We start from the raw sequence: 14,331 nt of genomic DNA, 5'->3' as shown, positions 1-14,331 counted from the left end.
CACTGCAAAGTAGCTGTTTTAAGCCGTCAACAAGGAGCCCGTACCATGAACCAGAGTTTTTTCCCTCCCCGCCGTGTCCTCATGGGCCCGGGACCATCGGATGTGCCTGACCGCGTACTCGGCGCTCTTGCGCGCCCTACCATTGGTCATCTGGATCCGCTCTTTGTCGGTTTGATGGATGACATAAAAACCCTGCTGCAATACGCCTTCCAGACCACGAACTCTCTCACGGTGCCGGTATCGGCGCCTGGCTCTGCCGGTATGGAGGCCTGCTTCGTCAACCTGCTGTCTCCCGGGGATACGGTAATCGTGTGCCGCAACGGTGTGTTCGGCGGGCGCATGCAGGAAAATGTAGAGCGCTGTGGTGCCACCGCGATCATGGTGGAAGATGAGTGGGGTGAACCCGTCAGTGCTGCCAAAGTCGCCGCGGCTTTTGCCGCCCACCCCGAGGCAACCACGCTCGCCTTTGTCCACGCTGAAACGTCCACCGGGGTGCGTAGCGACACCGCGGCCTTGTGTGCCCTGGCCCGGGATCACGGCGCGCTGAGTATTGTGGATACCGTCACTTCGCTCGGCGGTATCGAGTTACAGGTCGACGCGTGGGGTGCAGATGCCGTGTACTCCGGCACCCAGAAATGCCTCTCCTGTGTACCTGGGTTATCGCCGGTCACATTCAGCCCAGCGGCGGTGGCGCGGATCAACTCACGAACACAAAAAGTCCAGAGCTGGTTTCTCGACATGCAACTGGTCATGGGCTATTGGGGCGGTGAGAGCAAGCGGGCTTACCACCATACCGCACCGATCAACACGCTATACGCCCTGCATGAATCGCTGTTGATGCTGCGCGAAGAGGGGCTTGAGGCCAGTCACGCCCGCCACCACCGCAACCACCTGGCCCTGGTAGCCGGACTGGAAGCCATGGGTCTGGAAATGGCTGTGGCCGCAAGCCACCGCTTGCCACAATTGAACCTGGTACGGATTCCCCCAGGGATTGATGACGCCGGGGTGCGCCAGACCCTGCTCACTGAGTTCAACCTTGAAATCGGCGCCGGCCTCGGCGCCCTGGCGGGAAAAACCTGGCGCATAGGCCTGATGGGGCACGCCTCAACCGCCACCAATGTCACCCTGTGCCTCAGTGCACTGGGCGTTGCGCTCGCCAGGCAGGGACTTGCAGTCTCGACCGAACGCGCCCTGGCTGCGGCTAATGCCGTACTGGCCAGTTGACTCGAGGGCTTCCCTGGCGATGGGCTGGCCGCTGAGCATCTGCCACAACTTTTGCACTCGTCCGCCGCCGGTATCCCTGTGCACCAGATAGTCGACGTGTGCATCGTCACTGGCGTCGCGCCGCAGCTGAATACTCCACAGCGGTGCGACTTCATTGGGCAGGATTGAATAGCGTACATCCATTACCCGATCAGGATGCCGCGGATCAGTTGCCACATAACCATTACTGAACCAGGCGAAGCGCTTGATATCAGTGGCCTGCTGGCTCAGTGGGTCCAGCCACGGCAGATCGCGTTCAATATCGAGCTTGCTGATTGCCGAGCCCGGATAGATCACCGCTGAGGGCCATGGGCGCACCGCGCTGACATGGAACTCCGTCTCTGTCTCGTAAACCACTTTCCACACCAGGATGTTGGCAAAACTGGGTTTGGCCTCCAGCCGCAGCGGCTTGTGTCCCCGCTCTGCCGCCAGTGCCTGCCCCATTTCAATAGCCCTGTCCCGCTGCACCACACCAAGGGCGAGATAGGCCAGCCCCCAGACCAGCGCCAATCGCGCCAGTAACGGCCGTTTCCTGATTGCGGCGGCAACCACCAGGGCGAGTATCGGCAGGGTAAATACCGGGTCGATGATGGAAATGCTGTTCCAGGCGAAACGCTGGTCACTGAACGGCCAAAGCAGGAGGGTGCCATAAGTAGTACAGGCATCCAGCAAACCATGGGTCGCATAGCCCAGCGTACAAAACAACAAGGTTGGAGCAAATCCCAGACCGGTGCGGCGGCCGATAAGGCCATACAGTACCAGGGCGCAGATAAGCCCGCCGAAGGGAATAAAGACCAGCGAGTGAGTGAACTGGCGGTGGTATTCCAGAAACAACAACGGATCGCGCGAGGATTGAATAAGCACGTCGAGATCCGGTGCCATTCCCGAAACCAGACCGAAAAGACCGGCCACCAGCACCTGCCGGCGCCCGGCCGCAGCTTGCGGTAGCGCCGCTCCGATGACTCCCTGGGTCAACGGGTCCACTGATCACCATTTACAGTTTTCTGCACATAGTGGGTGTCGCTGTGTTGCATGTTTCCACTCCTTGACGTTGAATGCCGTGGCCTGCGGAACGATAAGTGCCACGCCGGGTCATATTTCATGTTAACTATAACAGGGCCAAAGCCCTGAACCGACCAGGAGATTCACCATGCCATTGAAAATTGTCGCTGCAGTCGCCGCTGCCGCCTTCCTAAGCGCCTGCACAGTCAACCCCTATACCGGCGAAAAGCAGGCCGGTAAAGCCGCCACCTATGGCCTGGGTGCCGCCGCGGTCTGCGGACTCGCAGGGGCAATTGATTCGGGAAAGCACGCCCGTAACGCAGCCCTGGGCTGCGGCATTGTCGGTGCCGGGGTCGGGGCCTATATGGATGTGCAGGAAGCCAAACTGCGCCAGCAACTGGAGGGCACCGGCGTCCGTGTGGCCCGCGAAGGCGACAATATCCGCCTGATCATGCCCGGCAATATTACCTTCGAAAGCAATTCCTATAACGTGCGCAGCAACTTTTACCCAACGCTTGATTCGGTCGGCGAGGTGCTGGCCAAATATGGCGATACTGATCTGCGGATATCGGGTCACACCGACAATACCGGTAGTCGTCAACTCAACGAAACCTTGTCCCAGCGCCGCGCCGCCAGTGTAGCCGATTATCTGAGCAGTCGTAATATAGACCGCTCACGGATGCAGGTGCAGGGCATGGCCTATGACCAGCCGATCGCCGATAACGACAGCGAGCAGGGCCGTGCGCAAAATCGGCGCGTGGAGCTGTATATACTACCTAAAGCGGTTTAACCGGCGCCGGTCGGGCTTGTGCTTTGGTCGTGAGGACAAGCCCAACTGGAGTCCGACGGCCTCCTAGTCGATGTCGAAGCTGTAATACAGGTCAACCGAGCTTTCCAGACGGCTGACCACCTCCAGCCACAGGCGCGTGTCCAGATAGAGGCGCGCCGTGAGCACGTTGACCGGTTCGTACAGGCCAACGCCATAGGCGAGGTAGATGCGCTCACCTATGTAACCACTGATCGTGGCTGTGGTGGCATCCTCCGAACCCTCGGTGCCCACTTCGATATTACTCAATCCCGGTATCCTGCCCAGTTCCTGCAGTACGCCGGTCTGGTTCACCAGGCTTACCCCCAGCGACGCGGCCAGCGCGCTACCGTCGGCGCCGGCACCACTATCCAGCCCCCTGCCCCTCAGCAGATAAGACAAAGCTTCGGTACGAGACATCACCGGATCCGAGTAAATCGACAGATCGGGGGTCTCCAGTGTGCCGGTTACATGGACCCCGGCCTTAACATCATCAGCTGGAATGTCGCGCTCGGCGCGCAGATTCAGTTCCGGGTTCTCCGGCAGGCCGGTGAAGGTAAGCCGCCCCTGCCGTACCAAGAGACGCTGGCCATACGCATTTAACTCGCCACCCACCACATTCAGGTTGCCGAACATTTCCAGTGGGCGATTACTCGCCTTGCGCACGGAAAGATCGCCGCCGACCGTCACATTGAGGTCTTTGCCCTTGACCCGGAACCGATCCCTGATCCGCACCCGCACTCTCGCCTCAAGATCCAGGGCAGCCGCTTCGGTCAGGGGGTTGCCGGCATAATCGACCTCGACCACATCGGTCGACAGGGTAACGCTACCCGGGGGCAGCTGTTCGTAGGCCAGGACACCGGATTCAATCACCACTTCGCCGCTCAGTGCCAATGCGCCATCGGCGAATACGAGGCGCAGATCCGGACTTGCCTCGAGTTCCGTCGCCGGTGGGTAGAACAGGCGATTACCGCTGCCCTTGATTGCCACATCAAAACCCGGTTGCGGACGCCAGCCAGCACTGCCATTGATGTCAACCGGCCCGCCTCCGAGGATGGCTTCACCCTCGATATCGATATCCGCATCGTTAAAATCCAGCCTTAGCGTGATATCGTCCAGCTCAGTCGGGTTGCTGACAAGCCTCACCACACCTTCGCTCCACACCAACTGTCCGCTTGCCCCGGGGTTTGCCGGCGTCCCCTGAAGACTTACCTCGCCCGCCAGTTCACCCTGCAGTAAGGACAATTCGGGGAGGAACGGGCGCAATGCGGTGAGCCGGAACCGGTTCACCCTGAACACCCCCTCAAGAGGCTGGTCCCGCTCGGGCGGTAAAATCACCGAAAAATCCAGAATCGGCTTGTCATCACGAACGATACCGGCATTGATATCCAGTCCCTGTGGTCCCTGGCTCACAATAACGTCAAGCGACTCCCAGTTAAATGTGGCCGACTCGCGATCGGCATAAAACTGGGTCAGCTCGCCATTGCGGCTGGTTAGCTCCGCGCGAACTTGCAGGGGAGTCGTGGGTGTCCACTCGGCGTTGACCTCAGCCGTGAGTGGCCCGGAAGCCTCCAGCTGCTCCGGCAACAGAGCCGCAAACAGGTTGAGGTCTCCGTCCAGGATGGCCCTGCCGCCGCCACTGGGACCGATCCGCCAGTCATCCACGCATAATCGACTGGCGCGTAATTGCCAGCAGTGCGCCGCGAGCAGTGTTGACCCTTCGCTGTAGCTGAAGCTGATTGCCTGGTCCGGTGCCAGGGAGCCCAGAGGGGTAACAATGCCATCGGTCGTTACCCGGCCGGACCAATCTTCACCCGCCTGCTCCGCAGCCACACGCACCAGGCCTTCAATCCGGCCAGACGTAGCCAGTTCCAGTACCGGCTCCGTTCGGGGCCCCTCCAGCGACACGTTAACGGTATCCAGATAGAGTTCGCCGACGAGAACCTCGTCCAGCAATAGCTGCGCATCCAGGTCGCCGCCTTCGGTGAATACGAGATCCGCCCTGAGCTCGCCGCTATTGATATTCACATCCCGCCACCGCACATCGTTCAGGTTCCCGGCCAGTTGCAGCGAGGACATCTCTGCCTGCAGCTCTCCCTGCAGCTCAAGGCTGCCTCGACTACCCGGCTCCCAGCGACTCAGATCCGCAATCTGTAGATTCAGCGCCGCTGCCGCATCGGCGCTCTCGCCTTGCTGTAACTGGAGTTGCGCGCCGTTCAAGTCCAGTTCCAGGGTTCCCGCGGCAATATAATCCCGGCCATTGAGGCTCACCTCACCATCGATGATCGCGGGCAGGTTATTGACCTCACCGGCCAGGTCAATATCACGCAGGGCCAGTTGCCAGCTGCCGGTGCTGATGGCACCCTCTATCGTCAGCTCACCCGCAATCCGGCCAAACACGTAGTCGCTCAATTCGGGCAAAGTGACCCCCGGGGAGTCTATTTCAACCTGCCAGGCCAGCCCCTCGCCGTAATGCAGGGTGCCCGCCAGTGCCACTGCACTGTCGGTTTCCTCGTCACCGAGCTCAAGCTTTTCAATCAGCACCCTGTTATCGCTATGGGTAATACGTGTTGCGACCGCAAGTGTTTCGTAACCGGCTCCGGACAAGGCCAAATCCAGCGCCAGGGTCTGGCTTTCCAGGTTGCCCTCCGCCTGCAGTTCAAGGGGCAGCTGCAGAGCAAGGCCAGCCAGGACCGGCGGCCACTCGTTCACAAACCCGGCCAGTGCCACAGGCGCATCACCGAGCAAACGGGCGCTGACATTGAACGGGAGTAGTGAATCCAGCAGGTCAATGTGGCCATCAAGTTCAAGGTGCGGACTTCCGGGCGCGCGCAGGCTGACATCAAGATCCCCGGGCGCGCCGGCCAGCTGTAGCATCAACGGACGGGTTTGCAGGGGATCGGGGACTACGGAGCTGTCCGGACGCAGGGTGAGCTCCAGTGCCAGTGGCCAGTTACCGGCCAGGGTCGCCTCTCCACTGGCGGCGAAGGAGCCCCAGGCCGGGCTAGCCAGGTCCAGCGCAGCCAGCTGAAGCTCCTCGCCCTGCCAGTGCGCCTGCAGGGCAAATTCTTCAATCAGGTATTCCCCGCCGCCGACCTGCAGGATGAGCTGCTCCAGCAGCAGCTCATCGATACCCAGAGCCAGTGGCAGGTACAGATCGGGCAATGCTGGAGGGCCGGTGTCGCCGCTGTCGGGCTCTCCCTGCTCCAGTGCCAGAGTCGCGCTGGCAATCTGTACTTCGTCGAGATACACACCGTCCGGGTTTACCGACAGATTGAGTCTCGCGTCCTGCTGTTGCCAGCTTCCGCCCGGCCAGCTGGCGTCAACGCGTCCGATCTTCACCAGGGGCGCACGCACCTCCAGCGGCAGGCGGATGGGTTCAGGCGCACGCGACTCTTGTCCAGGCTGGCCTGCCGTTTCCCCGCCTGCAACTACAACAGCAACGGCGCCGATCTCCAGGGTGTCCAGACAAAACCGGCTGCGCCACAGACAGGCGGGACGCAACTGGCTGCGCCAATCACTGAGGGTCAGCTGAAGGGTGCCGGTATTGAGCACCAGCTGATCAAGCCGCAGTTCTCCGCCAAGGCTGCCGCTGCGGTATTCTACCTGCAGCGGTGATGCCGCCGGCAACAGGGCCAGCAGAAGCCGCGTTCCCGGCGCGGTAAAAGGAGCCGCCAACAGTACCACTATCAGTAGTACCAGCAATATTCCCAGAGACTGCGCGGCGCGTTTCAAAATTCCGCTCCAATATTAATATGAATTCGCCAGGCTGGATTATCCTTACTCAGGCCATTGGCCAGTTCCAGTTTGATGGGACCTACCTGGGTCAGGTAATGCACGCCAAAACCGGCACCATAATTTGCCTCGAATTCACCTTCATCGAAGGCGTCACCGGCGTCGACAAACAAGGCCGCCCGCCAGGCAGGCAGAAACCGGTACTGGTATTCAAGACTGCCCACAAGCAGGCGATTACCACCCACCACCAGCTCCGTCGGTTCACCATCCGTGCGCAGCAGGGATACCCTGTTGCCAATGGACTGGTAATCAAAACCCCGCAGGCTCTGTGAGCCGCCCGCAAAAAAGCTCAGGGAAGGCGCCAGTGCCGGACGCTGGCCATCACCTATGAACGCGGCGCCGGCTTCCAGCCGGTTCACCAGGCGGTGTCGTTCACCGACGGATACCACGTTAATCCAGTTGCCATAGATCCTGACCATGTCGATGTTCGAGCCGGCCTGGGTCGAGGTTCCCTCCACGGTGTAAAACTGGCTGAAGCCGCGACGGGGGTTTACCAGCGACCCCTTTCGCCATTTATGGGCAACGGTGAAACCCGGCAGTAAATAGTCTTCCGTTTCGCTGATCGGATTGGCATCCCAGGTTTCGTTCAAGGCGCGGAAATGGTAACTGACTATCCAGTTTCCCTTGCGCTGTTCACGGCGCACACTGGCCTCGCGCTGGCGACTCTCGAGATCGCCGAACTCGTTCAGCTCAACGCGAGCCTGTAATTGCAGAATATCGTCCAGGGGATGGGTGAGGGGTATGTTGTATGTCGTACGGCCGCTGGGATTGATCGCCGAGTACTCCAACCGGGTCTCCTGGCTGTGGCCCAGGCGGTTGATCTTGGGTGTTCGCCAGGTTACGGAGAGTCGTTGTTCGGTGTCCGTACTGTAGCCTATACCAAGATCAAATGAATGCCGCTTGGCGGGGAACAGCTCCAGGTCCAGCGGTACCCGCTGGTCTGCGCGCTCCGATAACTGCGGTTGTAAGGTAATACCTGAAAAGTAACCGGTGCGCTGCAGGTCCGACTGCAGGGTCTGCAGGCCGCCCAGTGTATAGGGGTCGCCCTCGGCGAAAGGTTGCAACTTGGCCAGCAGGTCCCGTGATACCACTTCCTCGTTAAGCCGCAACTCACCAAACTGATAGCGATCACCGCTGGCATAGTGAAGGCGCACCTGGGCCAGACCGGCTCCCGCTTCCACGGTAACCTTTTTTTCAAGCAATTCCGCATCAAAATAACCACGTCGCTGGCCCAATGCCAACAACCCGTTCTTGAGCCGTTCATAACGACCGTGATGCAGGACGTCGCCCTCGTTGAGGGGCTTGTTCGCCAGCAGCTCAGCAAATGCCTCATCTTCGGAGGCCGCCCCGGTAAGTGTCACTGTCAGACTGTCCACAGTCACAGGTTCACCAGGATCGATAATGATGCGCAAGCGCCAGGGATCGCGATCACGGTCCAGGGCAAGGTCGATATCCGGTCGGTAATACCCGAGTGCCTGCAGGCTTTGTTCCACCCGTCTCCGCGCTGACACCATGAAGTTGGCCCGGGCGGGAACCGTTTCCGGTGGGTTGCCCAGCCAGGCCCTGACGTTATCTGCGAGCGGCTTGCCGGGAACATCCACTTTGTAGGTGAGTGTCGGCGCGGCATTTGCGCCGCAAGCAATACCTGCCAGCAACAGGGTTATCCAGGGGTACCTCATTGCAGGACTCAGTGCCGACCGGCAAAACGGGCGCTGCCCCAAACATTAAAACCGGCGAAGCGCGGCGTTCCGGGCAGATACATGGATTCCATTGCCTGCGTTGCAAATCCGGCGTCACTCAGTAGCGCCGGGATATCCCGGTTCAGGTGACAGCCTCCCGCCAGGGTTTTCCAGAGCGGATTGAGCCGATCCTGCCAGCGACACACTCCCTCGTCCGGCGCTTTGCCGTGTTCGCAGAACAACAGTTCACCTCCCGGCCGCAATACCCGCCCGATACCGGCGAGTGCGGCTACCGGGTCCGGTATGGTACACAGGCTGAACGTGACCACTACGGTGTCGACACTCGCATCCGCCAATGGAATCTGCTCCCCCGGCAGGCCGATAAACTCCACATCAAAGTCGAGGTGCGAAGCACGCTTGGCCGCCAGGTCCCAGGATTTTTCAGAGGGGTCCAGCCCGATCAGGCGCTCGACCCTGGAGGCATCATAGAACGGCAGATTAAGACCGGTACCAATACCAATCTCCAACACCGTTCCGGTTGCGCGAGGCACCAGCTTCTGGCGCTGCTTCATGATCGGTGCGCTACCGCAGGCACAGTTGATCAGATACGGTAAAACGCGTCGTTCGTAAAAACCCATACACCTGCTCTCCTGAATTGTGCGTATGATTATAGCTGCACACCAATGCCCCGCATATGGCGCATGTTCTCGTCCTGGACAGGGATCGCGAGTATCCAGCGCCCTGCCCTGGCGCTATACTCAGCGACCATTTTTCATTCTGCGGTTGCCGAACAATGAAGCTTCACATCATCACCACCGGGGGCACCATCGACAAGATCTATTTCGATGCAAAGAGCGACTACCAGGTAGGTGCTCCGGTTATTGGCGAGTTACTGGAGCGCATGGGAGCCGGATTTACCTTCACCGTGGAGTCAGCCATGCGCAAGGACAGCCTGGATATGACCGGGGAGGATCGAGCCCGGATTCGCAAGGCGGCACAACAGTGCGCAGAGGAATGCGTACTCATCACCCACGGCACCGACGGCATGGTAGCAACCGCAGCGGCGCTCGCCAACATCCCCGGCAAGTGCATTGTACTGACAGGGGCATTACAACCCGCCGCATTTGCCCAGTCAGATGCCATTTTCAACATCGGCTGTGCCATTGGCGCCGTGCAGAGCAAGCCGCCAGGGGTATATATTGCCATGAATGGCCAGGTCTTCGATGCCGACAATGTGGTCAAGAATGTGGCGGCCAATCGCTTCGAGACCATCAGCTGATAAATCAGCTCCCCAGTGGCAACCCAAGATCAGCTTTGATGGGTTCGATGACCACGTAAGTATGGGTCTGGGCGACCCCGGGCAAATCGACGATGGTCGCCAGTACGCTGCGGTAGGCATCCATGTCCGCCAGGCGCAGTTTCAACAGGTAGTCGAACCCCCCCGCCACCATATGGCACTCCGCTACCGCCGGGATCAGTACCACCTCGTCCCGAAACCGATCAAACACCTCCGCGGTAGTGCGATCCAGGGTGACCTGGATAAAAGCGGTGGTACCGAACCCAAGTGCCGCGGCATCCAGCCTGGCGCCATAACCCTGGATCAGGCCGGCAGCTTCAAGCCTGCGAACGCGTTCCAGGCAGGGACTGGGGCTGAGATTCACGCGCCGCGCCAGGGTGACATTGGATATGCGGCCCTCGCGCTGCAACAATGACAGGATACGCATATCTGCCTTGTCCAGCACCGTGGACCCACCTGTTTTCTTCTTCACTAAACCTTCTCCGGAATATTGTGCGGTGTTTTTGATTTATACCAGCATATATTCTCCTCCAGACCACAAAAAAGCCAGCTCATTCTGTCACTGAGTCATTACACTCTCGATTTGTAATGCCGATTTGCAATATCGATTCCAGACTTCGATTTCCACTGTTCATAACGCGATCCAACCGGGATAACTCACATGCTTTACGAAGGATCACTGGCGACTGACGACCCCATCCGCCAGCAAATGCGCAACTGTTACCGCAAAGATGAAGACACCATGGTGCGCGACCTGCTGCCAATTGCTGACATTGGCAACGCCGCTCGTAGCCGGGCCTGGGAGCGCGCACGCAAGCTGGTGGTCAATATCCGCCGCGAACAGCGGGGCAAAGGCGGCGTCGATGCGCTACTTCAGGAGTACGCACTGTCCACTGAAGAGGGCATTGTTTTGATGTGCCTGGCGGAGGCGCTACTGCGGGTTCCCGACCGGATAACCATTGACCGGTTGATCCGCGACAAGCTTGCGGACGGCAACTGGAGCGCGCACCTGGGCCAGAGTGACTCACTGTTTGTCAACGCTTCTGCCTGGGGCCTGCTGCTCACAGGCAAGGTCGTGAACTACAATGATGAAGACAACCCGCAACAGTTTGGGTTGCTGAAAAAAACCATGGGGCGGCTGGGAGAGCCTGTTATCAGGGCCTCGGTTCGCTATGCCATGCAGATCATGGGCACCCAGTTTGTGATGGGCACCACCATCGACAAGGCACTGGAGCGGGCCCGACCCGCGGAACAGAGCGGCTACCGGTATTCTTACGACATGCTCGGTGAAGCCGCCCGCACCGCCGACGATGCACAGCGTTACTACGACAGTTATCTCAACGCCATTGAGGCCATAGGCCGCGCCGCCAAGGGCAAGGGCCCGGACGCCAGCCCGGGGATATCGATCAAACTGTCCGCCATTCACCCGCGCTATGAGTTCGCCCAGCGAGCACGGGTAATGGAGGAACTGGTACCGCGCTTGCTGGCCCTGGCCATTGCCGCCAGACAGCACGACATAGGCTTTACCGTGGATGCAGAGGAAGCCGATCGTTTGGAATTGTCACTCGATGTGATCGAGGTGGTGTTTGCGGATCCGGCCCTGGCTGACTGGTCCGGTTTTGGCATTGCCGTGCAGGCTTACCAGAAGCGCAGCCTGTTTGTGATCGAGTGGCTTCATGAGCTGGCACAGCGGGTGGGGCGCAGAATGATGGTAAGGCTCGTCAAGGGCGCTTACTGGGATACTGAAATCAAGCTGGCCCAGGTTGAGGGGCAAAAGGACTACCCGGTATTTTCCCGCAAGCAGGCCACCGATGTCTCCTACCAGGCTTGTGCTGCCCGCCTGCTGGCTTACCGGGATGTTCTCTATCCCCAGTTTGCCACTCACAACGCGTATACCGTGGCGACCATTCTGGAACTGGATACCACACGCACGGGCTATGAATTCCAGCGCCTGCACGGTATGGGCGAAGCACTTTACAAGCAGGTGGTTGAAGACGAACAGGTACCCTGCCGGGTTTATGCGCCGGTAGGGGTACACGCCGACCTGCTGGCCTACCTTGTCAGGCGGCTACTGGAAAACGGTGCCAACAGCTCATTTGTCAATAATATTGTCGATGAGGACGTGCCGGTTGAAGACCTTCTGGAAGACCCGGTTGAAGCAGCGCGACAATGGCGAAGTGCCCGTAATCCGGGGATACCACAACCGCTGCGCCTGTATGGCACCGCACGCGACAATGCCCGCGGCGTCGACCTCACCGACGCGGCTACACTCCGCGCCATAGGCAAGGTCATGACCTCCTGGCAGCAACAATTACCGCTCTCCCCGGCCGGGCGCGGCACCGCCGCCGCAATCTATAACCCTGCCGATCGCAGCGAGCTTATAGGCCACATCCATCTGGCCGACTCCGAGGCTATTGCTGCCGCTATCACAACTGCCGAGGCCGCCGCCGATGGATGGGCTGCCACCAGCGTACAGCGGCGAGGCGCCCTGCTGCGCAGCCTTGCCGACTCGCTGGAGGAACACTGTTATGAACTGATGGCGCTGTGCTGCAAGGAGGCAGGTAAAACCCTGCCCGATGGCGTCGCCGAGGTGCGCGAAGCCATCGATTTTCTGCGTTATTACGCAACCCAGGCAGAACAGGCAGGATTTACCGCAGAGGGGTTACGGCCACGCGGGGTAATTCTTTGCATCAGTCCGTGGAATTTTCCGCTTGCCATCTTTCTGGGCCAGGTGGCCGCCGCACTCGCAGCGGGTAATACGGTGGTTGCAAAGCCCGCCGAGCAGACCAGCCTGATCGCCTTGCGTACCTTTGAATTGATGCAGGAATGTGGCTTTCCAGCCGGGGTTGTCTCTGTGCTTGTGGCCGAGGGCAAAGCGGTGGGAGAACAACTGGTGCCGGACCCGAGAATCCGCGCTGTGATGTTTACCGGCTCTACCGCAACAGGCCACTGGATTGCCCGACGCCTGGCAGAACGTGCCGATGCACCGATACCGCTGATCGCAGAAACCGGTGGCCAGAACTGTATGATCGTCGATTCCACCGCCCTGCCGGAACAGGTAGTACGGGATGTTGTGACATCGGGTTTCCAGAGTGCCGGCCAGCGCTGTTCAGCGCTGCGGGTACTGTTTTTGCAGGAAGACATCGCCGACAAGGTCATTACAATGATCATCGGCGCCATGCGAGAACTGAAACTGGGAGATCCCTCGCTATTGGCCACGGATATCGGACCGGTGATCGACAGCAGGGCGCTGCAAGGGCTTGAAGACCACGTGCGCTATCTTGATGCCAGCGGGCGCTTGCTGCACCAGGCTACGGCGCCAGAGCCAGGCAACCACACCTTTTTCGCGCCCCGGCTCTATGAGATCAGCAATCTCGCTTTGCTGGAGCGTGAAGTCTTTGGCCCAATTGTGCACGTCATACGCTACCGTGCCGAAGACTTTGACGATGTGCTCAAACAGATAAACCAGACTGGCTACGGCTTGACCTTTGGTATCCACAGTCGTATTGAGGATACCTGCAACCGTGCCGCCGATCGCATTCAGGCGGGCAATATCTACGTTAATCGCAACATGATCGGCGCGATTGTCGGTGTCCAGCCCTTCGGCGGTCGCGGGCTATCCGGCACCGGACCCAAAGCCGGCGGGCCCAACTACCTGCCGCGACTGGTGACCACCGGCGAGGAGGCAGAGAGAGTAATACACCAGAGGTTGCTACCCGATCCAGCTGGGCATCCGCCCGAACAGGCGAGCATCCTGGCACCAGCGGTTTGCAGCCAAAATGCCTGGAAAAAACAAAACCTGAATACACGGGTTTCCGTCCTGCGCCAGTTTATTGCACGCTACACACGATCCGTGGTGGGGGGAAACCCAATGATACTCGAGCACACCCTGGCTGCGGCGCGACAGCAGCTGCGGTTCGCAATGGAATTGCTGGCAGTGCCCGTGACACTGCCGGGGCCGACCGGGGAAGACAATACACTGCGCTACGAAGCGCGCGGCTGCCTGCTGCTATTGATGGATGACCCCGGCTGTAATGGCGAATACCTGATGGCCGTTATCTCTGCACTGGTGGCGGGCAACAGCGTGACAGGCGTTGCCAGCGAGACACTTCTGCCCGAATGGCAGGCGCTATCGGAGATGATGCTGGAGGCGGGGCTTCCCGCCGGCCTGTTCAGCCTGCAGCCGTTGTCAATAGCCACTACCCTACTGCAGGCCCCGGCTTTGGGCGGCGCCATGGTACACGCCCGCAGCCCCTACCTGCAGGCTGTGGCGCGGCTGCTGGTTGAGCGCGAAGGCGCCTTGCTGCCGTTGATCAGCTGTGTTTCGCCGCGCGCCCTGTTACAGCAGACGCTACTGGAGAAATCGGTGAGCATCGACACCACCGCAGCCGGCGGCAACGCGTCGTTGATGACCATGACCAACGTCCACCAGGCCGGCTTATGAAACTGTCACGGAGCAGGCGGTTCCGTGCCGTTAGCGCGACAACATT

Annotated in this window: 9 protein-coding genes; 4 read left to right on the top strand and 5 right to left on the bottom strand. The window is 59.9% G+C overall.

Going from position 1 to position 14,331, the window contains the following annotated elements; genetic code table 11:
- Positions 1–45: 45 nt before the first annotated feature.
- Entirely contained in the window at positions 46–1,224 is a 1,179-nt protein-coding gene (locus tag CWI75_RS09045; protein WP_206604681.1) for a pyridoxal-phosphate-dependent aminotransferase family protein, read from the top strand.
- On the opposite strand, the gene CWI75_RS09040 is transcribed toward CWI75_RS09045, so the two are convergent.
- A complete protein-coding gene (locus tag CWI75_RS09040; protein ID WP_146003572.1) occupies positions 1,105–2,247 on the bottom strand; it encodes a metal-dependent hydrolase in 1,143 nt (380 codons plus the stop codon). The two genes, CWI75_RS09045 and CWI75_RS09040, sit on opposite strands and share 120 nt — an antisense overlap.
- A 166-nt stretch (positions 2,248–2,413) precedes the next feature.
- On the opposite strand from CWI75_RS09040, the gene CWI75_RS09035 reads away from it, so the two are divergent.
- Positions 2,414–3,055, top strand: coding sequence for a YiaD family glycine zipper/OmpA-like lipoprotein (locus CWI75_RS09035; protein ID WP_101521182.1), 642 nt, complete (start codon positions 2,414–2,416; stop codon positions 3,053–3,055).
- A 63-nt stretch (positions 3,056–3,118) separates the two neighbouring features.
- Here CWI75_RS09035 and CWI75_RS09030 read toward each other — a convergent pair whose 3' ends face one another.
- Genes CWI75_RS09030 through CWI75_RS09020 form a run of 3 tightly spaced genes read right to left on the bottom strand, consistent with a single transcriptional unit; the run spans position 3,119 to position 9,182 of the window.
- Positions 3,119–6,805, bottom strand: a complete 3,687-nt coding sequence (locus CWI75_RS09030) for a translocation/assembly module TamB domain-containing protein (protein WP_101521181.1) — start codon at positions 6,803–6,805, stop codon at positions 3,119–3,121.
- The gene (locus CWI75_RS09025) at positions 6,802–8,544 is read right to left on the bottom strand and encodes an autotransporter assembly complex protein TamA (protein ID WP_101521180.1); all 1,743 of its coding nucleotides are present in this window, start codon (positions 8,542–8,544) and stop codon (positions 6,802–6,804) included. Before CWI75_RS09025 ends, CWI75_RS09030 begins: the two co-directional genes overlap by 4 nt.
- Positions 8,545–8,552: 8 nt before the next feature.
- Positions 8,553–9,182, bottom strand: coding sequence for a class I SAM-dependent methyltransferase (locus tag CWI75_RS09020; RefSeq protein WP_101521179.1), 630 nt, complete (start codon positions 9,180–9,182; stop codon positions 8,553–8,555).
- A 155-nt stretch (positions 9,183–9,337) separates the two neighbouring features.
- Here CWI75_RS09020 and CWI75_RS09015 point away from each other — a divergent pair, with 155 nt between their 5' ends.
- The gene (locus CWI75_RS09015; protein ID WP_101521178.1) at positions 9,338–9,823 is read left to right on the top strand and encodes an asparaginase domain-containing protein; all 486 of its coding nucleotides are present in this window, start codon (positions 9,338–9,340) and stop codon (positions 9,821–9,823) included.
- Between the two features lie 4 nt (positions 9,824–9,827).
- On the opposite strand, the gene CWI75_RS09010 is transcribed toward CWI75_RS09015, so the two are convergent.
- Positions 9,828–10,313, bottom strand: coding sequence for an Lrp/AsnC ligand binding domain-containing protein (locus tag CWI75_RS09010; RefSeq protein ID WP_277621762.1), 486 nt, complete (start codon positions 10,311–10,313; stop codon positions 9,828–9,830).
- A 189-nt stretch (positions 10,314–10,502) separates the two neighbouring features.
- On the opposite strand from CWI75_RS09010, the gene putA reads away from it, so the two are divergent.
- Complete coding sequence (gene putA, locus CWI75_RS09005) at positions 10,503–14,285, top strand: bifunctional proline dehydrogenase/L-glutamate gamma-semialdehyde dehydrogenase PutA (RefSeq protein ID WP_101521177.1); 3,783 nt, start codon at positions 10,503–10,505, stop codon at positions 14,283–14,285.
- Positions 14,286–14,331 lie beyond the last annotated feature (46 nt).

The sequence above is a fragment of the Kineobactrum sediminis genome (genome assembly GCF_002868715.1).
GTDB classification, from domain to species: domain Bacteria; phylum Pseudomonadota; class Gammaproteobacteria; order Pseudomonadales; family Halieaceae; genus Kineobactrum; species Kineobactrum sediminis.
Note: the sequence above shows the minus strand (reverse complement) of the source record. Positions and strands in the feature narration are given on the sequence as shown.